This is a genomic window from Pulveribacter suum (assembly GCF_003013695.1).
In the GTDB taxonomy this organism is placed as follows: domain Bacteria; phylum Pseudomonadota; class Gammaproteobacteria; order Burkholderiales; family Burkholderiaceae_C; genus Melaminivora; species Melaminivora suum.
The window spans coordinates 1822571-1845542 of the sequence record NZ_CP027792.1 but is presented as its reverse complement, the minus strand read 5'-3'; the positions used below and the strand labels follow the sequence as shown (position 1 = coordinate 1845542).

General features: G+C 68.3%; 15 protein-coding genes. 5 read left to right on the top strand and 10 right to left on the bottom strand.

What is annotated here, in order from left to right; all coding sequences use genetic code 11:
• Positions 1-157: 157 nt before the first annotated feature.
• Positions 158-787, top strand: a complete 630-nt coding sequence (upp, locus tag C7H73_RS08535) for a uracil phosphoribosyltransferase (protein ID WP_106846249.1) — start codon at positions 158-160, stop codon at positions 785-787.
• Positions 788-820: 33 nt separating this feature from the next.
• On the opposite strand, the gene C7H73_RS08530 is transcribed toward upp, so the two are convergent.
• A complete protein-coding gene (locus tag C7H73_RS08530) occupies positions 821-3304 on the bottom strand; it encodes an AI-2E family transporter (RefSeq protein ID WP_106846248.1) in 2484 nt (827 codons plus the stop codon).
• A 104-nt stretch (positions 3305-3408) separates the two neighbouring features.
• Complete coding sequence (gene sbcB, locus C7H73_RS08525; RefSeq protein ID WP_106846247.1) at positions 3409-4848, bottom strand: exodeoxyribonuclease I; 1440 nt, start codon at positions 4846-4848, stop codon at positions 3409-3411.
• Between the two features lie 92 nt (positions 4849-4940).
• Here sbcB and C7H73_RS08520 point away from each other — a divergent pair, with 92 nt between their 5' ends.
• Both C7H73_RS08520 and C7H73_RS08515 read left to right on the top strand, forming a co-directional pair.
• A complete protein-coding gene (locus tag C7H73_RS08520; RefSeq protein WP_227001311.1) occupies positions 4941-6308 on the top strand; it encodes a lytic murein transglycosylase in 1368 nt (455 codons plus the stop codon).
• A gap of 10 nt (positions 6309-6318) precedes the next feature.
• Positions 6319-6990, top strand: coding sequence for a hypothetical protein (locus C7H73_RS08515; RefSeq protein WP_157948333.1), 672 nt, complete (start codon positions 6319-6321; stop codon positions 6988-6990).
• Between the two features lie 119 nt (positions 6991-7109).
• Here the strand turns inward: C7H73_RS08515 and clpA are convergent, their stop codons facing one another.
• The 3 genes from clpA to dnaE all read right to left on the bottom strand — a co-directional run bounded on the left by clpA (position 7110) and on the right by dnaE (position 13491).
• A complete protein-coding gene (gene clpA / locus C7H73_RS08510) occupies positions 7110-9458 on the bottom strand; it encodes an ATP-dependent Clp protease ATP-binding subunit ClpA (protein WP_106846244.1) in 2349 nt (782 codons plus the stop codon).
• A gap of 60 nt (positions 9459-9518) precedes the next feature.
• Positions 9519-9884 carry an ATP-dependent Clp protease adapter ClpS gene (clpS, locus tag C7H73_RS08505; protein ID WP_106846243.1) on the bottom strand — a complete coding sequence of 122 codons (366 nt, stop codon included), beginning with the start codon at positions 9882-9884 and terminating at the stop codon, positions 9519-9521.
• Positions 9885-9951: 67 nt separating this feature from the next.
• Entirely contained in the window at positions 9952-13491 is a 3540-nt protein-coding gene (gene dnaE / locus C7H73_RS08500; protein ID WP_106846242.1) for a DNA polymerase III subunit alpha, read from the bottom strand.
• Between the two features lie 139 nt (positions 13492-13630).
• On the opposite strand from dnaE, the gene C7H73_RS08495 reads away from it, so the two are divergent.
• Both C7H73_RS08495 and C7H73_RS08490 read left to right on the top strand, forming a co-directional pair.
• Entirely contained in the window at positions 13631-14428 is a 798-nt protein-coding gene (locus tag C7H73_RS08495) for an outer membrane protein assembly factor BamD (protein ID WP_106846241.1), read from the top strand.
• A 35-nt stretch (positions 14429-14463) separates the two neighbouring features.
• Positions 14464-15273, top strand: a complete 810-nt coding sequence (locus C7H73_RS08490) for a PP2C family protein-serine/threonine phosphatase (protein WP_106846240.1) — start codon at positions 14464-14466, stop codon at positions 15271-15273.
• Positions 15274-15291: 18 nt separating this feature from the next.
• Here the strand turns inward: C7H73_RS08490 and C7H73_RS08485 are convergent, their stop codons facing one another.
• The 5 genes from C7H73_RS08485 to C7H73_RS08465 all read right to left on the bottom strand — a co-directional run bounded on the left by C7H73_RS08485 (position 15292) and on the right by C7H73_RS08465 (position 22865).
• Positions 15292-15948, bottom strand: a complete 657-nt coding sequence (locus C7H73_RS08485; protein WP_106846239.1) for a hypothetical protein — start codon at positions 15946-15948, stop codon at positions 15292-15294.
• Positions 15949-15962: 14 nt separating this feature from the next.
• Positions 15963-17060 (bottom strand): cell division protein ZapE, encoded by a 1098-nt coding sequence (zapE, locus tag C7H73_RS08480; protein ID WP_106846238.1) that lies wholly within the window; start codon positions 17058-17060, stop codon positions 15963-15965.
• Positions 17061-17141: 81 nt separating this feature from the next.
• A complete protein-coding gene (gene lpdA, locus C7H73_RS08475) occupies positions 17142-18569 on the bottom strand; it encodes a dihydrolipoyl dehydrogenase (RefSeq protein ID WP_106846237.1) in 1428 nt (475 codons plus the stop codon).
• 98 nt (positions 18570-18667) lie between these two features.
• Positions 18668-19930, bottom strand: coding sequence for a 2-oxoglutarate dehydrogenase complex dihydrolipoyllysine-residue succinyltransferase (odhB, locus tag C7H73_RS08470; protein WP_106846236.1), 1263 nt, complete (start codon positions 19928-19930; stop codon positions 18668-18670).
• A gap of 55 nt (positions 19931-19985) precedes the next feature.
• Positions 19986-22865 carry a 2-oxoglutarate dehydrogenase E1 component gene (locus C7H73_RS08465; protein WP_106846235.1) on the bottom strand — a complete coding sequence of 960 codons (2880 nt, stop codon included), beginning with the start codon at positions 22863-22865 and terminating at the stop codon, positions 19986-19988.
• Positions 22866-22972: the final 107 nt, after the last annotated feature.

Here is a 22972-nt window from a genome sequence, read left to right as displayed (position 1 = left end):
AGCTGCCGGCGCTTGCTGCACGGGCGCTGGAGCCCGTTTTGAGTGATATTTTCAGCCGCCGACCGGCAGCGGCGCGAGCGCGAGCAGAGCCGGCTCGCGTGCAAAAATTGCGCCTTTCGACACGATCTTCTTTCCTCGAGCCAAAGGCCTTTCTCCCATGAGCAACGTCCACCTCATCGACCATCCCCTGGTGCAGCACAAGCTGACGCTGATGCGCCGCAAGGACGCCAGCACCAACAGCTTTCGCCGTCTGCTGGGCGAGCTGTCCACCCTGATGGCCTATGAGGTGACGCGCGACATGCCGCTGCAGGACATCCAGATCGAGACGCCGCTGGAGACCATGACGGCCAAGGTCATCGACGGCAAGAAGCTGGTGCTGGTGTCCATCCTGCGCGCCGGCAACGGCTTTCTGGACGGCATGCTGAACGTGGTGCCCGGCGCGCGCATCGGCCACATCGGCCTGTACCGCGACCCGGCCACGCTGCAGCCCGTGGAGTACTACTTCAAGATGCCGTCCGAGATGGCCGAGCGCGACATCATCGTGGTGGACCCGATGCTGGCCACCGGCAACTCCGCCGCCGCGGCGGTGGCGCGCCTCAAGCAGCTGTCGCCGCGCTCCGTCAAGTTCGTCTGCCTGCTGGCCGCCCCCGAGGGCGTGGCCACGCTGCAGGCCGCCCACCCGGATGTGCCCATCTACACCGCCGCCATCGACCGGGAGCTGAACGACCACGGCTACATCCTGCCGGGCCTGGGCGATGCGGGCGACCGCATCTTCGGCACCAAGTAAACGCCCCGCCGCGGCCGAGGGCGCCGCCGGCCGCTACTGCGGCACGATCTGCCCCACGGTGGCCGACGCCTCCTGCGACTCAGGTGCGCCCTGCGCCACCGGCGCGCCCTGCCAGCTGGCCATGAGATCGTCGGCCATGGCCTGCAGCAGGCGCTTTTCGCGCGTATCGAACAGGCGCGGGCGCGTGTCCAGCAGGCACAGCGTGCCCAGCGCGAAGCCCTTGGCATCGCGCAGCGGCACGCCTGCGTAAAAGCGCAGGCGCCTTGCACGCAGCGCCGGGTTGCCGGCAAAGCGCGCGTCGCGCGCGATGTCGTGCACCACCAGCGAATGGCCCGACGCCACCACGTGCGCGCACAGCGACAGCGCCCGCGGCAGCGGATCGCCGGGGTGCGGCGAGGCCTCGTCGGCGGCCGGCGGCGGCAGACGGCCGTGCAGGCACAGGGGCGCCTGTTCGTCACGCCCCACCAGCGACACCATGGCCAGCGGCATGTCGAAGATGTCAGCGGCCCGCGCGGCCGCGTGCTGGCACAGCTGGCGCAGCGCCTGGCTGGTCTGCACGCCGCTGGCTTGCAGGGCCTGCAGGCGCTCGTCCTCGTTGGGCGGGGTGGGCGCGGACTCGAACGTCTCGCCCACCGGCGCGCCGTGCAGCTGAACGGCGCTGGCCAGCGTCTCGGCCAGCGACAGGCTCACCGCGTCGGCGCCGTAGCGGGCGGGCAGCTCCTCGGGCAGCGGGCTGGCCACGCCCTCGGGGCTCTCGGCGGCCTCGCCCCACAGGGCCAGCATGATCTGCACCCCAGGCCAGCGCCGGCGCAGGCGCCGGCACACCTGCCGCGCCAGCGCCGCTGGCTCGGGCAGCAGCCACACCACGCACACCACCTGCGGAGCATCGGCCTGCGGCGTGTCGTCCGGCGCCTGAGCCGCCACGGCGGCGGCGGCCCGTGCGTGGGTGGCCACCGGGCAGCCCTGCAGCTGCAGCGCATGGGCCAGCATGCGCGCGCCCAGCTGGTCCACCTCCCACTGCCCGCCCATGCACAGCACGGGGTCCGCGGGCGCGGCCTGCGCCGCAGCCGGCGCGGGCGGGTACTGGGCCTGCAGGTCGTCCAGCACGGCGTCCATGCCCTCGATCAGGCGCAGGCGGTGCTCGGGCGTGGCCACGCGGGCGTGGTCGCCCGCGGCCATGCGCAGCACCGGCACGGCCACCTGGCCGTAGAAGGCGGCCACCGATCCCTTGTTCGCCTCGATCTGGCGCACGCTCAGCTCGATGGCCTCGTCCGCATCGCCGGCCAGCAGGCGCTGGTAGATGCGCGTGGGCTCATCCAGCGCCGGCTGGCTGCCCAGCAGCACGTCCAGAAACGCCAGCTGCGGCAGGTAGCGGCCAATGACCAGCAGGCACACGGTCAGCGGCGTGGACATGATCAGCCCCACCGGCCCCCACAGCGCAGCCCAGAAGGTGGCGGCCACGATCAGCGACAGCACCGACAGCCCGGTGCTGGCGCCGTACAGCCAGGGCTCGATGACGTTGTTGCTGATCAGCTCCAGCGTGATGATCAGGCCCAGCGTCCACAGCACCAGGCTCCAGCCCGGGTGTACGGCAAAGGCCAGCGTGAGCGGAAAGGCCGCCGCCACGAAGGCCCCCACGTAGGGCACAAAGCGCATCAGCCCGGCCAGCGCCCCCCACAAAAAGGCCCCCGGCACGCCGATCAGCCACAGGCCCACGGCCATGGGAATGCCGTAGCTGACGTTGACCAGCAGCTGCATGGTCAGGTAGCGGGTGATGCGGTCGCCCGCCTCGTCCATGGCGTCGGTGGCGCCGTGCAGGTTGGCGCCCCACAGGCGCAGCAGCCGGTCGCGCAGGTCCACCCGGTCCAGCAGGATGAAGACCACGAACACCAGCACCAGGCCGGCGTCGGTGAGGGGGCGGCTGAGCGCGTTGACTGCCGCCATGGCCTGCTGCGCGGGCGACAGGACGGGCGGCTGAACTTCCACCTTTTGCACACTGGCCGCGCGCCCGCGCCCCGCGCTCCCTGGTGCCGGCTTGGGCGTCGCCGCCTCGACTTCGCTTTGCACCAGGTCGAGCGTGCGCTTGGCGCCATCGAACATCCCGGGCGCGCGCAGCTCGCGGGCCAGGCCGCGCAGCTTGTTGCGGATGGTGGTCTGGTAGGAGGGCAGCTGTTCGCTGAGCTGGCGCGCCTCGTTGCCAATGAAAAGCGCGCCCACACCCAGCACGGACAGCGTGGTCAGCACGACCAGGATCACCGCCGGCAGCCGCGGCAGGCCCAGGCGCTTGAGGCGCAGCACCAGCGGGTCGAGCACGAAGCTGAGCAAAAAGGCCAGCGCCAGCGGCACCAGGATGGTGCGCCCGGCATACAGCCCGGTGATGACCAGCGCCGCAATGACCAGGCCGGCCATGAAGCGCAGGCTGGGCACCAGCGCATCCAGCGTGCTGGCGGGGCGCTGCGTGCCGGCCGCCTTCAGCGTGGGCGCGGGGCGCGGGCGTGAAGCCTCGCTCAGGGGCATGCATCGTCCTCGTGCGAAATAGGTGACGGCGCATTGTCCGCCGGGCGCCAGCGCCGCTGCTGTAGGCCAAGCGGCGATGCGGCGTCAGCCAAGGCAGGCCGGCGTTACACCACTTCCGGCGCCAGCGCCTCGGCCCAGTCGTAGAGCGCGCCCAGGATGGCCTCGCCGCGCTCGTCAGCCAGCTCGCCCAAGGTATCCAGCTGCTCGAACAGCGCGTCGAAGGTCAGCCCGCCGCCCTGGCCCTCCAGCAGCACGGCGGCGCGGTGCGCCTGCCAGCGGGCCTGCTCCTCGTCGCTGAGCGTGTGCCCGTGGTTGCGCGCGCGGTAGCGCCACAGCAGCTCGTCCAGCCGCGGGTCGTCGAAGCCGGGGCGGGCATGGGCCAGCTCCTCGGGCGCCAGCGTGCGCAGCTGCGCCAGGCGGCGCCGGTCTTCGTTGCCGACGAAGCCGCCGTACAGGCCGTGGTCCACGTCGGGCGCTTCTTCGGCCGGGCGTTCGAACACCGCTGCCCAGGTGGCGCTCAGGTCGGGCAGCGCTCGCGCCGCTTCGGCGTGGCGTGCGGCCTGCTCCAGGTCGATGCCCCAGCGCTCGGCCTGTTGCGGCGTGAGGGTGCTCAGATTGCCCACCACCATGGGCGACTTGTTCAGATGCACCGACTTGATCGGCAGGCGCGCTACGCCCTCGGGCAGGTCGGCGGCCCGGGTGAACAGGCGCAGGCGGATGTCCTGCACGGACAGATCGGCCAGCTCGGCGGGGTCGTGCCCCAGGTCCCAGGCCAGCAGCTCGTTCTTGTTGGAGGGGTGGCTGGCCAGCGGCCACATCACGGCCAGGCAGCCGCGGTCGGTGCCGAACATGCCCGAGACGTGCAGGAAAGGCCGCGCCGTCTGCTGGCTTGCGGGCAGGCGCAGCTCGGCGGCCACGCGTTCCTTCTTGTGCAGGGACAGGGCAAAGTCGAACAGGCGCGGGTGGTGCTGGCGCAGCAGGCGGGCCAGGGCGATGGTGGCGCGCACGTCCGACAGCGCGTCGTGCGCCGCCTCGTGCACCAGGCCATTGGCGCGCGTCAGGTGCTCCAGGCGAAAGCTCGGCTTGCCGTCGGCCGCCGTGGGCCAGGTGATTCCCTGAGGGCGCAGGGCGTAGGCCAGGCGCACGACGTCCAGCAGGTCCCAGCGGCCGCACTGGTTCTGCCACTCGCGGGCATAGGGGTCCATCAGGTTGCGCCAGAACATGAAGCGCGTCACCTCGTCGTCGAAGCGAATGGTGTTGTAGCCCACGCCGATGGTGCCGGCCAGGGCCAGCTCGGCTTCGATGCGGGCGGCGAATTCAGGCTCGGGTACGCCGCGCTCCAGGCATAGCTGCGGGGTGATGCCGGTGATCAGGCAGGCCTGGGGCTGGGGCAGGTAGTCCAGCGCCGGCTTGCAGTACAGCATCAGAGGCTCGCCGATCTCATTGAGCTCGGCATCGGTGCGTATGGCAGCGAACTGCGCCGGGCGGTCGCGGCGCGGGTCGGCGCCGAAAGTCTCGTAGTCGTGCCAGAGGAAGGTGTGCATGGAGGAAGGAAGGCGGCCAGAAACGGTTGCGCGGCAGCGCAAAGCGGCAAGTATGCATGGCTGCCCGCGGCGGCGCCGGCACAATGGGCCGTATGCGCTCTCCTCGCTTTCTTGCCCCTACCGCCCTGGCCGCCATGGCCGCGCTGGCCGGCTGCGCCAGCACGTCGCCCACCCCCGTGGTGGCGGCACCGGCCGCTCAGCCTGCGCCTGCGCCGCGGGTGGTGCCGCCTTCTCCTGCCCCTGTTCCTGCCCCTGCTGCGGCCGCGGCGCCCGCGCCGCAGCGCGTGGCCGCCCCGGCACCGCCCCCAGCCCACGCACAGTCCCCCAGCCAGCCCCAGGACGCGGCGGGCTTTCAGGCCTGGGTGCAGGGCTTTTCGCGCGAGGCGCTGGACGCCGGCATCAGCGCGGCCACCGTGCAGGCCACGCTGGGCCGGGCGCGCTGGCTGCCGCAGGTGGTGCAGCTCGACCGCGCTCAGCCCGAATTCACCCGCACGCCCTGGGCCTACCTGGACAGCGCCGTCTCGCCGCAGCGCGTGGCGCAGGGCCGCGAGCAGTACCGCGCCCACGCCGCGGCGCTGGACGCGGCTGCTGCCCGCTACGGCGTGCCGGCCAGCGTCATCACGGCCATCTGGGGCATGGAGAGCAACTATGGCCGCAACTTCGGCAGCTTTTCTGCCATCGATGCGCTGGCCACCCTGGCCTATGACGGGCGGCGGCGCGAGTGGGCGCGTGGCGAGCTGATGGCTGCGCTGCGCATCGTGGATCAGGGTGAGATCGCTGCCAGCGCGCTGATCGGCTCATGGGCCGGCGCGATGGGGCATACGCAGTTCCTGCCCTCGGTGTTCCTGGCGCACGCGGTCGATGCCGACGGCGACGGCCGGCGCGACATCTGGGCCAGCGTGCCGGACGTGGCCGCCTCCACGGCCAACTTCCTGTCGCACTCGGGCTGGCAGCGCGGCCAGCCCTGGGGCGCCGAAGTGCGCCTGCCTGCGGGTTTTGACTATGCGCGGACGGAGCTCACCGTGCGCCAGTCCAGCGCCGCTTGGGCGGCGGAAGGCGTGCACGGCATGGGCGATGCGCCGCTGCCGCCGCTGGAGGGCGCCTCCATCCTCACGCCGGCCGGCGCGCGCGGGCCGGCCGTGCTGGTCGGGCCGAACTTTCGCGCGCTGCTGCGCTACAACAACTCGGTCAACTACGCCCTGGCCGTGGCCCTGCTGGCACGGCAGATCGACGGCAACGCCGGCCTGCAAGCGCCCTGGCCGCGCGACATCAAGCCGCTGACGCGCGCCGAGATCACCACCTTGCAGGAAGCGCTGAATGCGCGCGGGCTGGACGCCGGCAGCGCCGACGGCGTGCTGGGCCCGGCCACGCGCGCCGGGGTGCGCCGGCTGCAGCAAAGCCTGGGCCTGCCGGCCGACGGCTTTGCCACACGGGAGCTGCTGCAGCAGGTGGCGCCATGAGTCTGGCGCCATGAAGCCCCCGCACCGAGCGGACGCGCCGGGCCGAGCGGGCTGGTGGATTGCCGGCGCCTGCGCTGCCGCGCCGATCCAGGTGCTGGCAGGCCCGCGCAGCTGCACAGCCGGCTGGACGGAGGGCGCCAACGCCGCCTTTCTGGCCGTGACCGGCGCCAGCTTGCTGGCCATGGCAGCCGCGCCGGTGCTGCTGGGCTGGTGGACCGATGGCTCACCCCGACGCCGCGTGGGCCGGGCGCTGGTGCTGGTATTGGCGCTCTGCGTGGCAGCCGTTCCACTGGCCGTCGGGAATTTCGTGCTGGGCAATGGCTGCGGCGGCCCGTGGAGGTTGATCGCCCTCAATGCCCTGCCCGCGCTGCTGCTGGGAGCGCTGCTGGTCACAGCATGGCGCTCCAGTCGAGAACGAGCGGCGCAGCGAGCGCCCAGGCCGCAACCCGGAGGCGGGTGGGCGCTGCTGCTGACCCTGCAGGGCTTTGTCCTTGCCAGCGGCTTCGCGCTGCTGGGGTTGGTGGATGTCTTCAGCCGCGCCTCGCGCAAGGCAGACATTACCCTGTGGCTGGTGGCGCTGCGCCTGTGGCTGGTGCCGCTCTTGCTGGGCTTGCTAGCCTGGTGGCTGTGGCAGCGACGGCAGCGGGCCCGGGCAGCGGATGCCGTGCAAAGGCAACCCTGATCGGTTCACTCCAATTTTAATAGCTACTGGCGCTTGTCCTATAAGCGCTGGAGGCCGATTTGACCCATAAAAAAGCCGCAGCAATTGCTGCGGCTTTTTGCTGGCCCGGATGCCGGCACTCAGTCGGCCGTGGCCTCTTCCGGCTCGGCCGGCTCGGACTTGGCGCCCCGCTCGCGCTTGGGCAGGGGCTGGATGTCCAGCTTGACCTCGGCGGTCTCGGCACCCTTGTCGTCCATGCCCGCCTCGATGCCCACCTCCAGCCGGCCACCGTCGGTGAGGCGGCCGAACAGCAGCTCGTCGGCCAGCGCCTTGCGGATCATGTCCTGGATCAGGCGCTGCATCGGCCGCGCGCCCATCAACGGGTCGAACCCCTTCTTGGCCAGGTGCTTGCGCAGCGGGTCGGTGAAGGTCACTTCCACCTTCTTCTCGGCCAGTTGCTGCTCCAGCTGCAGCAGGAACTTGTCCACCACGCGCAGGATGATCTGCTCGTCGAGCGCCTTGAAGCTCACGATCGCGTCCAGGCGGTTGCGAAACTCCGGCGTGAACAGCCGCTTGATGTCCACCATCTCGTCGCCGGCCTGGCGGGCGTTGGTGAAGCCCATCGCGGACTTGTTCATGGTCTCGGCGCCCGCGTTCGTCGTCATGATGAGGATGACGTTGCGAAAATCGGCCTTGCGCCCGTTGTTGTCCGTCAGCGTGCCATGGTCCATGACCTGCAGCAGCACGTTGAAGATGTCCGGGTGTGCCTTCTCGATCTCGTCGAGCAGCAGCACCGAGTGCGGCTTCTTCGTGACGGCCTCGGTCAGCAGCCCGCCCTGGTCAAAGCCCACGTAGCCCGGGGGCGCGCCGATCAGGCGGCTCACGGCGTGGCGCTCCATGTACTCCGACATGTCGAAGCGGATCAGGTCCACTCCCATGATGTAGGCCAGCTGCTTGGCAGCCTCGGTCTTGCCCACGCCCGTGGGGCCGCTGAAAAGGAACGCACCGATCGGCTTGTCGCCCTTGCCCAGCCCCGAGCGCGCCATCTTCACGCTGGCGGCCAGCACCTCCAGCGCCTTGTCCTGGCCGAACACCACGCTCTTCAGGTCACGCTCCAGCGTCTGCAGCTTGCTGCGGTCGTCGTTGCTGACGTTGGCGGGCGGGATGCGGGCGATCTTCGCGACGATCTCCTCGATCTCGGTCTTGCCAATGGTCTTCTTGCGCTTGGACGGCACCAGGATGCGCTGGGCCGCTCCGGCCTCGTCGATCACGTCGATCGCCTTGTCGGGCAGGTGCCGGTCGTTGATGTACTTGGCGGACAGCTCGGCCGCAGCCTGCAGCGCGGCCGCCGCGTACTTCACGCTGTGGTGCTCCTCGAAGCGGCTCTTGAGGCCCTTCAGGATGTCAATGGTCTCCTGCACCGTGGGCTCGACCACGTCCACCTTCTGGAAGCGCCGCGACAGCGCCGCGTCCTTCTCGAAGATGCCGCGGTACTCGGTAAAGGTGGTCGCGCCGATGCACTTGAGCTGGCCCGAGGACAGCGCGGGCTTGAGCAGGTTGCTCGCGTCCAGCGTGCCGCCCGAAGCGGCGCCGGCGCCGATCAGCGTGTGGATCTCGTCGATGAACAGGATGGCGTTGGGCTTGTCCTTGAGACTCTTGAGCACGCCCTTCAAGCGCTGCTCGAAGTCGCCGCGGTACTTGGTGCCTGCCAGCAGTGCGCCCATGTCCAGCGAGTACACCGTGGCCTCGGCCAGGATCTCCGGCACGTCGCCCTGGGTGATGCGCCAGGCCAGGCCCTCGGCGATCGCCGTCTTGCCCACGCCCGCCTCGCCCACCAGGAGCGGGTTGTTCTTGCGCCGGCGACACAGGATCTGAATGGTGCGCTCGACCTCGTAGTTGCGGCCGATCAGCGGGTCGATCTTGCCGTCCTTGGCCGCCTGGTTCAGGTTTTGCGTGTACTGCTCCAGCGGCGAGGCCTTTTCGCTGCGCTCGCCCTGCGCACCCTCCTCGGCCTCGGCCTGCGCCTCGGGCTTGGTGGGCTCCTGCGCCTCGCCCTTGCGGATGCCGTGGGCGATGAAATTCACCACATCCAGGCGCGTGACGCCCTGCTGGTGCAGGTAATAGACGGCGTGCGAATCCTTCTCGCCGTAGATGGCCACCAGCACGTTGGCGCCGGTGACTTCCTTCTTGCCGTTGCCGGTGGACTGCACGTGCATGATGGCGCGCTGGATGACGCGCTGGAAACCCAGCGTCGGCTGGGTGTCCACCTCGTCGGAGCCAGCCACCTGGGGCGTGTTGTCCTTGATGAAATGACTCAGCGATGCGCGCAGGTCATCAAGGTTGGCTGCGCAGGCGCGCAGCACCTCGGCTGCGCTGGGGTTATCCAGCAGCGCCAGCAGCAGGTGCTCCACGGTGATGAACTCGTGGCGCTGCTGGCGGGCCTCGACGAAAGCCATGTGCAAGCTGACTTCCAGTTCCTGGGCAATCATGTGCGAACTCCTTTGTGCTTGCGTGTTGCGAATTGACTGTAGATCGGGAGCAATGGCCTTTTATTCAACAGGTTCACTCAGGCATTGCAGGGGGTGGCCGGCCTCGCGGGCGGCATCCAGCACCTGGCTGACCTTGGTGGCCGCCACGTCGCGTGTGAACACGCCGCACACGCCTTTGCCGTCCAGATGGATCCTGAGCATGATCTGCGTGGCCGCCTCCCTGTCCTTGCTGAAGAATTCCTGCAGCACCACGACCACGAACTCCATCGGGGTGTAGTCGTCATTGAGCATGACCACCTGGTGCATCTGGGGCGGCTGCGTTTTCAGGGGCTGGCGCTCCAGCACGGCTGCGCCGCCGTCATCCCGGGACGGGGCCAGCGGCCGCGTGGGTGCCTGCGGGGGGGGTTGGGTTGCCATGAAATTCATTCTATCGAGCCGCACTGACGCGCGGTCTCACGACAATTGGCGCCACCATAGCGCTTTTCAAGCGTTTTCAGCCCAGCTCGTACACCACGTTCGCGCCCCCACCCGCCTGGGCATTCCAGGCGGCCAGGGCCGCGTCGCACGGAAAGAAGCGACTGTCCTCGCCCAACTGCAGCTCGGCCAGCGCGGCGGCGTCCTCCGCCTCGCAGTGCACCGCGAGGCGCACGCGCAGTCCGTGCAGCAGATCCTCGCCATGCTCGGTGTGCTCGCGCTTGGGCGGGAACTCGCGCACGATGGCCGCTACGTCGGGGCGCTGGGCGCTGCTCACGTGCAGGTATTTGCCAAAGCGCGCTCGCGCGTCCGCCAGGCTCCAGACCTGCTGCACCTTCAGGCGCAGGCCGCCGCTAAAGTGGTCCAGCTGCAGGCGCCCGGACAGCACCACGAACTCGTCGTCGCGCAGCAGGGTGCCGGCGGCGGCAATCACGGATTCGTCGGCCGAGGCCTCGATGGCGCCCGATTTGTCGTCCAGCTTGAACAGCGCCAGCTTGCCGCGCTGGCCGTTGATGACGCGGCAGTCGCTGACGATGCCGGCCATGACCTGCGGCTCGCGGCTGTCGGCCAGCTCGGCGATCGGCGTGCGCACGAAGCGGCGGACCTCGTCCTCGACCTCGTCGAACAGGTGGCCTGACAGGTAAAAGCCGATGGCCGTCTTCTCCTGCGTCAGGCGCTCCTTGATGCCCCACCCGGGCACCTGCACCAAAGCCGGCTCCTGGGTGCTGGAGCCGATGGCGTCCTCGCCCATCATGTCGAACAGGCCGCCCTGGTTGGCGTTGGCCAGCTGGGCATTGGCGAATTCGAACGCCCGGTCGATGGACGCGGCCAGCATGGCGCGGTCGCCGTGCAGCCGGTCGAAGGCACCGGCCTTGATGAGCGCCTCCACGGTGCGCTTGTTGATGCGGGTGCGGTCCACGCGCACGCAAAAGTCGAACAGGCTGGCGAACGGGCCGCAGGTGCCGCCCTGCGGGCCCACGCCCTGCCCCTCGCGCGCGGCGACGATGGCCTCGATGGCTGCCTGGCCCGTGCCCTTGACGGCGCCCAGGCCGTAGCGGATGACCCTGTCCGTCACCGGCTCGAAGCGGTAGCTGCCGCGGTTCACGTCCGGCGGCTCGAAGGTGATGCCGAAGTGCTTGACGGCGTCCTCGTACAGCACCTTGAGCTTGTCCGTGTCATCCATTTCCACGGTCATGTTGGCGCAGTAGAACTCGGCCGTGTAGTGCACCTTCAGCCAGCCGGTGTGGTAGGCCAGCAGCGAATAGGCGGCGGCATGGGACTTGTTGAAGCCATAGCCGGCGAACTTCTCCATCAGGTCGAAGACTTCGTCGGCCTGGGCCTGGCCGATGCCCTTCTCGGCTGCGCCCTTGCGGAAGATCTCGCGGTGCTGGGCCATCTCCTCGGGCTTTTTCTTGCCCATCGCCCGGCGCAGCATGTCAGCGCCGCCCAGGCTGTAGCCGCCCAGCACCTGGGCGGTCTGCATGACCTGCTCCTGGTAGACCATGATGCCGTAGGTCTCCGCCAGCACCGGCTCGACCAGCGGGTGCGGATAGAGCACCTCTTCCTTGCCGTGCTTGCGGTTCACGAAGCTGGGGATCAGGTCCATGGGCCCCGGGCGGTACAGGGCGTTCAGGGCGATCAGGTCTTCCAGCCGGCTGGGCCGGGCCTCCTTCAGCATGCCCTGCATGCCGCGGCTTTCAAACTGGAACACGGCCTCGGTCTTGCCTTCGGAGAACAATCGGTAGGTGCGCGCGTCGTCCAGCGGCACGCGCTCGAAGGCGAAGTCTTCCTGGCCCTTGTGCCGCTTCTTGATCAGCTCGCGCGCAATCTCCAGGATGGTCAGCGTCGCCAGGCCCAGAAAGTCGAACTTGACCAGGCCGATGGCCTCCACGTCGTCCTTGTCGTACTGGCTCACGGCCGACTCGCTGCCGGGCTGCTGGTACAGCGGGCAGAAGTCGGTCAGCTTGCCCGGCGCGATCAGCACGCCGCCGGCGTGCATGCCGATGTTGCGGGTCATGCCTTCGAGTTTTTGCGCCATCTCGATGACGGTGCGCACGTCTTCTTCCTTGCGCACGCGCTCGTACAGCAGGGGCTCGAGCTCCAGGGCGTAGTTGTTCTTGTCGCCTTCCTGTTTCTGCTCGGGCGGGTAGGCCAGCGTGTAGGTCTGCCCCGGCTTGCCGGGCACCAGCTTGGAGATGACGTCGCAGAAGGTGTAGCTCATGTCCATCACGCGGCCCACGTCGCGGATGGCGGCCTTGGCGGCCATGGTGCCGAAGGTGGCGATCTGGCTGACAGCGTTCTTGCCGTACTTGTCCTTGACGTACTCGATGACCCGGTCGCGGTTGGACTGGCAGAAATCGATGTCGAAGTCGGGCATGGAGACCCGCTCGGGGTTCAGGAAGCGCTCGAACAGCAGGTTGTACTGCAGCGGGTCCAGGTCGGTGATCTTCAGTGCATAGGCCACCAGCGAGCCGGCACCCGAGCCCCGACCCGGCCCCACCGGGCAGCCGTTGGCCTTGGCCCACTGGATGAAGTCGCCCACGATCAGGAAGTAGCCGGGAAAGCCCATCTTCAGGATGGTGTCCAGCTCGAACTCCAGCCGCTGCACGTAGCGTGGCCGCTCGCGCTCGCGCTGCGCTGCATCGGCGAACAGTTGCGCCAGGCGTTCCTCCAGCCCCTCGTAAGAGGCCTGGCGAAAGTAGCCATCGATGGGCATGCCGCCCGGCGTGGGGAAGTCCGGCAGCTGGGGCTTGTCCAGCACCAGTGTCAGGTTGCAGCGGCGCGCGATCTCCATGCTGTTGGCCAGCGCCGAAGGCACGTCGGCAAACAGCGCCTGCATCTGGGCCATGGTCTTGAAATGCTGCTCGCGCGTGAAGCGGCGCACACGCCGCGGATTGGCCAGGATCTCGCCCTCCGCGATGCACACCCGGGCCTCGTGCGCTTCATAGTCATCGGGCTGCGTGAACTGGATCGGGTGCGTCGCCACCACCGGCAGCTGCAGCCGCGCCGCCAGCTGCACGGCGGCGCTGACGTGGGCCTCGTCATCGGCGCGGCCGGCGCGCTGCAGCTCCATGTAAAAGCGCTGGGGAAAGAGCGCCGCCAGCTGCCGCGCCAGGGCCTCGGCGCCGTCCTCGTTGCCCTTGACCAGCGCCTGGCCCACCGGCCCCGCCTGCGCGCCGGACAGGGCGATCAGTCCCCCGCTGAGCTCCTGCAGGTTCTCCCAGGTGCACACAGGCTGGTTGCGCACCACGTTGCGCGTCCAGGCCCGCGCCAGCAGCTCGCACAGGTTCAGGTAACCCTGGTTGCCCTGCACCAGCAGCAGCAGGCGCGGGGCCGGCTGGCCGGCTTCGCCCTCCAGCGTGACCTCGGCGCCCAGCAGCGGCTTGACGCCCTTGCCACGCCCCTGCCGGTAGAACTTGATGGCACCGAACAGGTTGTTCAGGTCGCCGATGGCCAGGGCCGGCTGGCCATCGCGGGCGGCCGCCTTGATGATCTCGCCGATGCGGACGGTGCCATCGACGACGGAGAACTCGGTATGCAGGCGCAGGTGAACAAACATCTGCTCATTGTAAAAACGCCCTCATGCCCGTGTCCGGCGCGGGGCACCGTTACATACAATGGCCCGTTGCGCTGCCCCGGGCCGGGGCCCGGGCGGCGCGCCGGTTTTCCTTCCTCTTTCCATCCACACGCTCACAGCCATGCCGCGTTTTTCCCCCTTCCTGCTGCCTGCCCTGCTGACCGCTGCCTTGCTGGGCGGGTGCTCCAGCACCACCGAAGACAAGACCGCCGGCTGGAGCACGGACAAGATCTATTCCGAGGCGCGCGACGAACTCAACGGCGGCGCCTATGACAAGGCCGTGCCGCTGCTGGAAAAGCTCGAGGGCCGCGCTGCCGGCACGCCGCTGGCCCAGCAGGCCCAGCTGGAAAAGGCCTACGCTCAGTACAAGGGCGGCGAGAAGGCCCAGGCGGTTGCCACGCTGGACCGCTTCATGAAGCTGCACCCTGCCAGCCCGGCCTACGACTACGCCCTGTACCTGAAGGGCCTGGTCAACTTCAACGACAACCTGGGCATGTTCTCCTGGATCTCGCGCCAGGACCTGTCCGAACGCGACCAGAAGGCTGCCAAGGACTCGTTCGAGTCCTTCCGCGAACTGGTCACCCGCTTTCCCGAGTCGCGCTACACGCCAGACGCCCGCCTGCGCATGACCTACATCGTCAATTCGCTGGCCCAGTACGAGGTGCACGTGGCGCGCTACTACTTCGAGCGCGGCGCCTATGTGGCCGCCGTCAGCCGCGCGCAAAGCGCCATCGCCGACTACAAGGACGTGCCGGCCACCGAAGAGGCGCTGTACATCCTGGTGCGCTCCTACGACGCCCTGGGCATGGAGCAGCTGCGCGACGACACGCGCCGTGTGCTGCTGGCCAGCTACCCGCAGACCACGCTGCTGGGCAAGGGCTTTCGGGCCAAGGACAACCCCTGGTGGAAGTTCTGGTGAAGCCGGCCCCATTTTTTTCGCCCTAGCGCAGCACCATGACCAAGCCCTTTCGCCTGACCGCCGCCACTGGCCTCCACAGGGGTGACCGCGAGTACCAGCAGGACCAGGTGGCCCTGCTGGTGCACCAGCGTCACAACGGCTGCGTGCTGGGCGTGGTGGCCGACGGCATGGGCGGGCGCAGCGGCGGGCGCAAGGCCTCCGACCAGGTCATGCTGACCGCGCGCCAGCTGTTTGAGCGCTATTCGTCCGACACGGACGACGCTGGCGCGCTGCTCAAGCACATCGTGCAGGAGTCGCACATCGTCATCCGCCTGACGGCCATCTCCGCCGAGCAGGAGCCGCACAGCACCATTGCCGCCTTCGTCATCAACCCGCGCGGGGACTGCCACTGGGTGCATGCGGGCGACTCGCGCATCTATCACTTCCGGGGCGGGCAGCTGGTACACCGCACCAGCGACCATTCGTACGTGCAGGCGCTGGTGGATCGCGGCGAGATCACCGACGAGCAGGCGCTGACGCATCCGCACTCCAACATCCTCGTCGGTTGCCTGGGCACGGAGGCCGACCCGCCCGCCACGCCGCACTTCATCCCGCAGCTGCAGCCCGGAGACGTGCTGCTGGCCTGCAGCGACGGCGTCTGGCACTATTTTTCGCCCGCCGAATTTGCCGCCGTGCTGCAGTCACTCACGCCGCGCGAGGCCACCGAGTTTTTCATCGAAAAGGCGCGCGCCCGTGCAGGTGGCGGGGGCGACAACCTGTCCCTGGCCATCGTCCGCATCGAGCAGCTGGTGGAAGAAAAGACCCCGCCGCGCCCGGCGGTGCTGCACGGCGCCGCTACGGGCTGACGCCGTCAGCCACCGGCCTTACTGCGCGGCGCCGGCGTCCGGCGCAGGCAACGGCCGGGGCGCGGGCCGCCCCGCCGCTTCGGCCTCGGTGCGCTCGCGGTCGTGCTGCTCGCGGCGCTGGCGCGCCTTGTCCTGCCGCTCTTCGAAGCGCTCACGCGAGCGCGCTGCCTGTTCGGCCTGCTCGTGCGCACGGCGCTCGCGCTGTGCCGCATGCTCGGTCTGGCGGCCGCTTTGCTGGCCGGCGCGCTCGCGTGCCTGCTGCGCGCGCTGTGCAGCATCGGCTGCCGTGCTGCGAGCGGGCTGCCCGGCGTCCGGCGTGACGGCCTGGCGCGGCAGCTGCTCGCGCTCGTCGATGGAGCGCTGGCGCTGCTGGGCCTTCTCGCGCCGCTCCTCGTCGTTGAGCTCCAGCTCCTGGCGCCAGCGGATGGCGTCCCGCTCGCGGGCCTCGGCCCGGGCACGGCGCAGGCAGTCCTCGACGGCGAAGCGCCGGTAGCAGGCTGCTTCTTGCCGGGCCAGCTGGGCCTCGATGGACTGGCGCTCTTGCTGCAGGCGGGTGCGCTGGGCATCGCGCTGCGCCGACGCGGCCGGATCGTCCTGCGCGCTGGCGGGCGACAGCAGGCCGCCCAGCGCCAGGGCCAGGGCACAGCGGCAAAGAGCAGACAGGGGCGTCGTCATGGCGGGGAGGCTCCTCAGGTCAGGCTGGTGTCCACCACCCGGCGCTCCAGGGCCAGGAATTCCTTGGACTGCATCTCCTGCAGGCGCGAGACGGTACGCGGGAATTCATGCACCAGGGGCCCCTCGGTGTAGAGCTGCTCGGGCGGCACGGCGGCCGAGAGGATGAGCTTGACGCGCCGGTCATACAGCACATCCACCAGCCAGGTGAAGCGTCGCGCAGGTGACGCCATGTTCACAGGCATGTGCGGCACGCCGGAGAGCAGCACGGTATGGAACTGCGAGGCGATCTCCAGGTAATCGTTTTGCGAGCGCGGGCCCATGCACAGCTCGCGGAAGTCGAACCACACCACCCCGCCCGCACGGCGCAGCGCGCGGATCTCGCGCGCCTCGATGTGCAGCACCGGGTCTTCGTCGTGCACTTCGGCCAGCAGGTCGAAGGTCGCGGCCATCGCGGCGTCCGCCTCGGCGCCCAGCGGGCAGTGATAGAGCTTGGCGTTTTCCAGGGTGCGGCGGCGGTAGTCGGTGCCGTTGTCCACGTTGACCACCTCCATGCGCTCGTTCAGCAGCGCGATGGCCGGCAGGATGCGGTCGCGGTGCAAGCCGCCCGGGTACAGCTCGTCGGGCTTGAAGTTGGAGGTGGTGACAAAACCCACATCGTTGTCGAACAGCGCCGCCAGCAGGCGGTGCAGGATCATGGCGTCGGTGATGTCCGCGACGTGGAACTCGTCGAAGCAAATGAGCTTGTAGCGCTTGGCGATGCGCGCGCCCAGCACGTCCAGCGGGTTCTGCGTGCCTTGCAGCGAGGCCAGCTCGCGGTGCACCTCGCGCATAAATTCGTGGAAATGCAGGCGCACCTTGCGCTTCAGGGGCACGGCGTTGAAGAAGCAGTCCATCAGAAAGCTCTTGCCGCGCCCCACGCCGCCGTACATGTACACCCCCTTGGGAATGCTGGGGTGGTGGATCAGCTTCTTGAGCGCGTTGGAGCGCCGCTGCCGATAGGCGCCCCACTCCTGTGCGCAGCGCTCCAGAGCCTCGACGGCGCGCAGCTGCGCCGGGTCGCTCTCGAAGCCCTTGGCGGCGAGCTCCGCCGCATAGGCCTGCCTGACGTTCACCGGTCTTCCTTGCTTCAAAAACAATAGCTGCCAGCGCTTGCTACACAAGCGTTGACAGCCATTTTCACTATAAAACGTCGATCAGAAGTTGAGCGTGCGCTTGTCCACCGCCAGGGCGGCTTCCTTGGTGGATTCGGACAGCGACGGGTGGGCGTGGCAGATGCGGGCGATGTCTTCGCTGCTGGCCTTGAACTCCATGGCCACCACGGCCTCGGCGATCAGCTCGCTGACCATGGGGCCGACCATGTGCACGCCCAGGATCTCGTCCGTCTCGGCATCGGCCAGGAACTTGACCATGCCGGTGGTGTCGCCCAGGGCGCGCGCGCGGCCGTTGGCCATGAAGGGGAAGGTGCCGGCCTTGTATTTCACGCCGTCGGCCTTGAGCTGCTGCTCGGTGCGCCCGACCCAGGCGATCTCCGGGCTGGTGTAGATGACCCAGGGGATGGTGTTGAAGTTGACATGCCCATGCTGGCCGGCGATGCGCTCGGCCACGGCTACGCCCTCTTCCTCGGCCTTGTGCGCCAGCATGGGGCCGCGCACCACGTCGCCCACGGCCCACACGCCGGGCAGGTTCGCCCGGCAGTTCTCGTCCACCACCACGGCGCCGCGCTCGTCCAGCTTCAGGCCCACCGCATCGGGGTTCAGGCCGATGGTGTTGGGCACGCGGCCGATGGAGACGATGAGTTTGTCCACCTCCAGCGTGACGGCTTCGCCCTTGGCGTTGGCATAGGCCACGCTCACGCCCTTCTTGCCCTTCTTGACTTCGCTGATCTTCACGCCCAGCTCGATCTTCAGCCCCTGCTTGTCGAAGGCCTTCTTGGCCTCCTTGGCGATCTGCTCGTCCACCGCGCCCAGGAAGGTGGGCAGGCCTTCCAGCACGGTGACCTGCGCGCCCAGGCGGCGCCAGACGCTGCCCATCTCCAGGCCGATGACGCCCGAGCCGATGACGCCCAGCGTCCTGGGCACGCTGCCCAGGGCCAGCGCGCCGTCATTGGACAGGATGGTCTCCTCGTCGAACTCGGCGCCGGGCAGCGCACGCGCGTTGGAGCCGGTGGCGATGATGACCTGCCTGGCGGTGAGCGTTTCGTTGCTGGCGCCGGTGACCTGGATCTCGTAGCCGCCCTCCACGGTCTTGGAAAACGCGCCGCGGCCGTGGAAGAACGTGACCTTGTTCTTCTTGAACAGGTACAGGATGCCGTCGTTGCTCTGGCGCACGATGGTGTCCTTGCGGCCCACCATCTTCTGCACATCCATCTTCACGTCCTTGGCCGTGATGCCGTGGTCTGCAAAGTGCTTATTGGCATGCTCGAAGTACTCTGACGACTGCAGCAGCGCCTTGGACGGGATGCAGCCCACGTTGGTGCAGGTGCCCCCAGGGGCCGGGCCACCCTTGTCGTTCTTCCACTCATCGATGCAGGCGACCTGCATGCCCAGTTGCGCCGCCCGGATGGCCGCGATGTAGCCGCCGGGGCCGGCGCCGATGACGATGACGTCGAATTGCTTGCTCATGGTGTTTGCCGAAATCGTGTGTCTGAAAGGAAAAACCCACCACTGGGCCGGGCCGAGGGTGGGTTTGCGAGAGATGCAAGCGCCCTGTGCGGTGCGCCTTACAGGTCGAAGAGGAGGCGCGACGGGTCTTCCAGCGCGTCCTTCATGGCCACCAGGCCCAGCACGGCTTCGCGGCCGTCGATGATGCGGTGGTCGTAGGACATGGCCAGGTAGTTCATCGGGCGCACCACGACCTGGCCGTTCTCGACCACGGCGCGGTCCTTGGTGGCATGCACGCCCAGGATGGCCGACTGCGGCGGGTTGATGATGGGGGTGGACATCATCGAGCCGAAGGTGCCGCCGTTGCTGATCGAGAACGTGCCGCCGCTCATGTCTTCGATGCCCAGCTTGCCTTCCTGGGCCTTCTTGCCGAATTCCGCGATCTTCTTTTCGATGTCGGCAAAGCTCATCTGGTCGGCATTGCGCAGGATGGGCACCACCAGGCCGCGCGGCGAACCCACGGCAATGCCGATGTCGAAGTAGCCGTGATAGACGATGTCGTTGCCGTCCACGCTGGCGTTGATGACCGGGAACTTCTTCAGGGCATGCACGGCTGCCTTCACGAAGAAGCTCATGAAGCCGAGCTTGACGCCGTGCTCCTTGGTGAACTGGTCCTGGAACTTCTTGCGCAGCTCCATCACCGGCGCCATGTTCACCTCGTTGAAGGTAGTCAGGATGGCGTTGGTGGACTGCGACTGCAGCAGGCGCTCGGCGATGCGCGCGCGCAGCCGGCTCATGGGCACGCGCTGCTCGGGGCGATCGCCCAGGTCCTGCCTGGAAGAAGCCGGCGCTGCCACCTGCGGCAGCGCCTTGGTGGGCACGCCGGTGGGGATGACGGCGGCCGTGGACTTCACACCGCCTGCCACGGCGACCAGCGCGTCGCCCTTGGTCACGCGGCCGTCCTTGCCCGAGCCCTGCACGTCGGAGGCCGACAGTTTGTTCTCGGCCAAAATCTTGGCCGCGGCCGGCATGGCCACGTCGCCCTTGGCGCCGCCTGCGCCGGCAGCCGCCGCCGGGGCCGATGCAGGAGCGGCCGCGCCCGGCGCCGAAGCAGCGGCCGGCGCGGCTGCACCGGCCACGGCCTCGGTATCGATCCGGGCGATGAGCTGCTCGGCCACGACGGTGGCGCCGTCGGGCTGCAGAATCTCCGCCAGCACGCCGGCCGCAGGGGCGGGCACTTCCAGCACCACCTTGTCGGTTTCGATCTCGATCAGGATCTCATCGACGGCCACGGCCTCGCCGGGCTTCTTCTTCCACTCCAGCATCGTGGCCTCGGCCACGGATTCGGACAGCTGGGGGACTTTGACTTCTACGATTGCCATTTTGAAATTCTTCCTGTTCAGGGTTCTGTACTGAGCGCGTGGTTCTTGCTTGGCCTTACTTGGTCAGAACAAAACCCTTGAGCTTGGCGAACGCGGCCTCCACCAGGGCCTTTTGCTGGTCCTGGTGCAGGTGCGCGTAGCCCACCGCCGGCGAGGCGGAAGCGGCGCGGCCGGCGTAGCCCAGCTTCTGGCCATCCTGCATGTTCTCGTGAATGTTGTGCTGGATGAAGAACCAGGCGCCCTGGTTCTGCGGCTCGTCCTGGCACCACACGATCTCGGTGGCCTTGGGGTACTTCTTCAGCTCGGCGCCGAACGCCTTGTGCGGGAAGGGGTACAGCTGCTCGACGCGCACGATGGCCACGTCCGTGGCTTCCTTCTCGGCGCGCTTTTTCACCAGGTCGTAATAGACCTTGCCCGAGCACGCGATGACGCGCTTGACCTTGGCAGCGTTCGCGGCGATGGCCTCGTCCTGCTCGCCCAGCACGGTGCGGAAGGCGCCCTCGGTGAATTCGGACACGGGCGAGGTCGCGTCCTTGTTCCGCAGCAGCGACTTCGGCGTCATGATCACCAGAGGCTTCCTGAGGTTGCGCACCATCTGGCGGCGCAGCACGTGGAAGATCTGGCTGGCCGTGGTCGGCTGCACGATCTGCATGTTGGCCTCTGCGGCCAGCTGCATGAAGCGCTCCAGGCGGGCCGAGCTGTGCTCGGGGCCCTGGCCCTCGTAGCCGTGCGGCAGCATCAGCGTCAGGCCGTTGATGCGGCCCCACTTGACCTCGCCGGAGGCGATGAACTGGTCGATCACCACCTGCGCGCCGTTGGCGAAGTCGCCGAACTGCGCCTCCCAGACCACCAGGGTGTTGGGGTCGTTGGAGGCGTAGCCGTATTCGAAGGCCAGCACGGCCTCCTCGGACAGGATGGAATCGATGACGACGAACGGTGCCTGGTTCTCGGCCACGTTTTGCAGCGGCACATAGGTGCCCTCGTCCCACTTCTCGCGCTTTTGGTCGTGGATGACGGCGTGGCGGTGCGTGAAGGTGCCCCGGCCGCTGTCCTCACCCGACAGGCGGATGGGGTAGCCGGAGGCCACCAGCGAAGCAAACGCCATGTGCTCGCCCATGCCCCAGTCCACGTTGACCTCGCCGCGGCCCATGGCGGCGCGGTCGTCCAGCACCTTCTTGACCAGGGTGTGCGGTGACACCGTCTCGGGCACGGTGGTGATGCGTTCGGCCAGGCGCTTCCACTCGGCCAGCGGAATGGCCGTGTCGCCGGCATCGGTCCAGGCCTTGTTCAGGAACGGGCTCCAGTCCACGGCGTACTTGCGCTTGAAGTCGGTCAGCACCGGGTCCACCGTGTGCTTGCCTTCTTCCATGGCGGCGCGGTAGGCCTTGGCCATGTCTTCGCCCAGGGTCTCGCCCAGGCCTTGCGCGGCCAGCTTGTCGGCGTAGAGCTTGCGCGTGCCGGGGTGCTGGGCGATCTTCTTGTACATCAGCGGCTGGGTGAGCATGGGGGTGTCCTGCTCGTTGTGGCCCAGCTTGCGGTAGCACACGATGTCCACCACCACGTCGCGCGAGAACTCCATGCGGTATTCCAGCGCCAGCTGCATGGCCAGGCAGACGGCCTCGGGGTCGTCGCCGTTCACGTGCAGCACGGGCGACTCGATCATCTTGACGATGTCGGTGCAGTACAGCGTGGAGCGCAGGTCGCGCGGATCGGAGGTGGTGAAGCCGATCTGGTTGTTGATGATGATGTGCACCGTGCCGCCCGTGGCGTAGCCGCGGGTCTCGGACAGGGCCAGGGTTTCCTGGTTCACGCCCTGGCCGGCAAAGGCCGCATCGCCGTGCACCAGCACCGGCAGCACCTGCTTGCCCTTGGGGTCGGCGCGGCGGTCCATGCGCGAGCGCACCGAGCCTTCGACCACGGGGTTGACGATTTCCAGGTGCGAGGGATTGAAGGCCAGCGACAGATGCACCGGGCCGCCGGAGGTGGACACGTCCGACGAGAAGCCCTGGTGGTATTTCACGTCGCCGGCCGGCAGGTCTTCCGGCGCGGTGTGGTCGAACTCGGCGAACAGGTCCTGCGGGCGCTTGCCCAGAGTGTTGACCAGCACGTTCAGGCGGCCGCGGTGGGCCATGCCGATGACCACCTCCTGCACGCCCTTGGCGCCAGCGGAGCTGATCAGCTCGTCCATGGCAGCGATGAACGATTCACCGCCTTCCAGCGAGAAGCGCTTCTGGCCCACGTACTTCGTGTGCAGGAAGCGCTCAAGGCCTTCCGCCGCCGTGAGGCGCTCGAGGATGCGCTTTTTCTTCTCGGCGTCGAACTGCGGCTTGGTGCGGATCGATTCGAGCTTTTGCTGCCACCACCGTTTCTGGTTCTGGTCGGTGATGTACATATACTCGGCGCCGATGCTGCCGCAGTACGTTTCGCGCAGCGCGTTGATCAGCTCGCGCAGCGACAGGCTTTCCTTGCCGAAGAAGGTGTTGCCAACGTTGAAGACCGTTTCCTGGTCAGCGTCGGTGAAGCCGTAAAACGACGGCTCCAGCTCCGGGATGATCGGGCGCTCCTGGCGCTTCAGGGGATCGAGGTCGGCCCAGCGCTGACCGACGTTGCGATAGGCCGCGATGAGCTGCTGCACGCCCACGCGCTTCCTGCCCAGCTCGGAATCGGCGCCGGTGGCCACCACGACTTGCGTGCCGCCCTGCTTGGCGCGCTCGGCAAAGGCGTTGATGACGGGAAGGTGCGGCACGTCGCGTGCGTCGCTGCCGTCCACCGCGGGCACATGTTGCAGTGCATCAAAGTACTCGCGCCAGGAGTCTGGCACGCTGCCAGGGTTGGCGAGATAGCTCTCGTACATCTCCTCGACATACGACGCATTGCCGCCAAAGAGATAGGTATTGCCCTGGTAGGCTCGGTAGACGGACGTGGGTTCGCTCATATCTGCGCTGACCTCCGCTTCCCTCCGGGGAAGCTTTAGCTGGTTGACAAACCTTCCGCGTCACGGCTGAACCGGATTGCGGACGCGACTGTGGCAGGGGAAGGGCC

What these genes read in the sequence shown, in the direction of transcription:
- C7H73_RS08530 (WP_106846248.1), bottom strand. Translation starts at nt 3,304, where the DNA reads ATGCCCCTGAGCGAGGCTTCACGCCCGCGCCCCGCGCCCACGCTGAAG.
- C7H73_RS08465 (WP_106846235.1), bottom strand. Translation starts at nt 22,865, where the DNA reads ATGAGCGAACCCACGTCCGTCTACCGAGCCTACCAGGGCAATACCTAT.
- dnaE (WP_106846242.1), bottom strand. Translation starts at nt 13,491, where the DNA reads ATGTTTGTTCACCTGCGCCTGCATACCGAGTTCTCCGTCGTCGATGGC.
- C7H73_RS08520 (WP_227001311.1), top strand. Translation starts at nt 4,941, where the DNA reads ATGCGCTCTCCTCGCTTTCTTGCCCCTACCGCCCTGGCCGCCATGGCC.
- C7H73_RS08495 (WP_106846241.1), top strand. Translation starts at nt 13,631, where the DNA reads ATGCCGCGTTTTTCCCCCTTCCTGCTGCCTGCCCTGCTGACCGCTGCC.
- lpdA (WP_106846237.1), bottom strand. Translation starts at nt 18,569, where the DNA reads ATGAGCAAGCAATTCGACGTCATCGTCATCGGCGCCGGCCCCGGCGGC.
- sbcB (WP_106846247.1), bottom strand. Translation starts at nt 4,848, where the DNA reads ATGCACACCTTCCTCTGGCACGACTACGAGACTTTCGGCGCCGACCCG.
- C7H73_RS08485 (WP_106846239.1), bottom strand. Translation starts at nt 15,948, where the DNA reads ATGACGACGCCCCTGTCTGCTCTTTGCCGCTGTGCCCTGGCCCTGGCG.
- upp (WP_106846249.1), top strand. Translation starts at nt 158, where the DNA reads ATGAGCAACGTCCACCTCATCGACCATCCCCTGGTGCAGCACAAGCTG.
- C7H73_RS08515 (WP_157948333.1), top strand. Translation starts at nt 6,319, where the DNA reads ATGAAGCCCCCGCACCGAGCGGACGCGCCGGGCCGAGCGGGCTGGTGG.
- clpA (WP_106846244.1), bottom strand. Translation starts at nt 9,458, where the DNA reads ATGATTGCCCAGGAACTGGAAGTCAGCTTGCACATGGCTTTCGTCGAG.
- clpS (WP_106846243.1), bottom strand. Translation starts at nt 9,884, where the DNA reads ATGAATTTCATGGCAACCCAACCCCCCCCGCAGGCACCCACGCGGCCG.
- C7H73_RS08490 (WP_106846240.1), top strand. Translation starts at nt 14,464, where the DNA reads ATGACCAAGCCCTTTCGCCTGACCGCCGCCACTGGCCTCCACAGGGGT.
- odhB (WP_106846236.1), bottom strand. Translation starts at nt 19,930, where the DNA reads ATGGCAATCGTAGAAGTCAAAGTCCCCCAGCTGTCCGAATCCGTGGCC.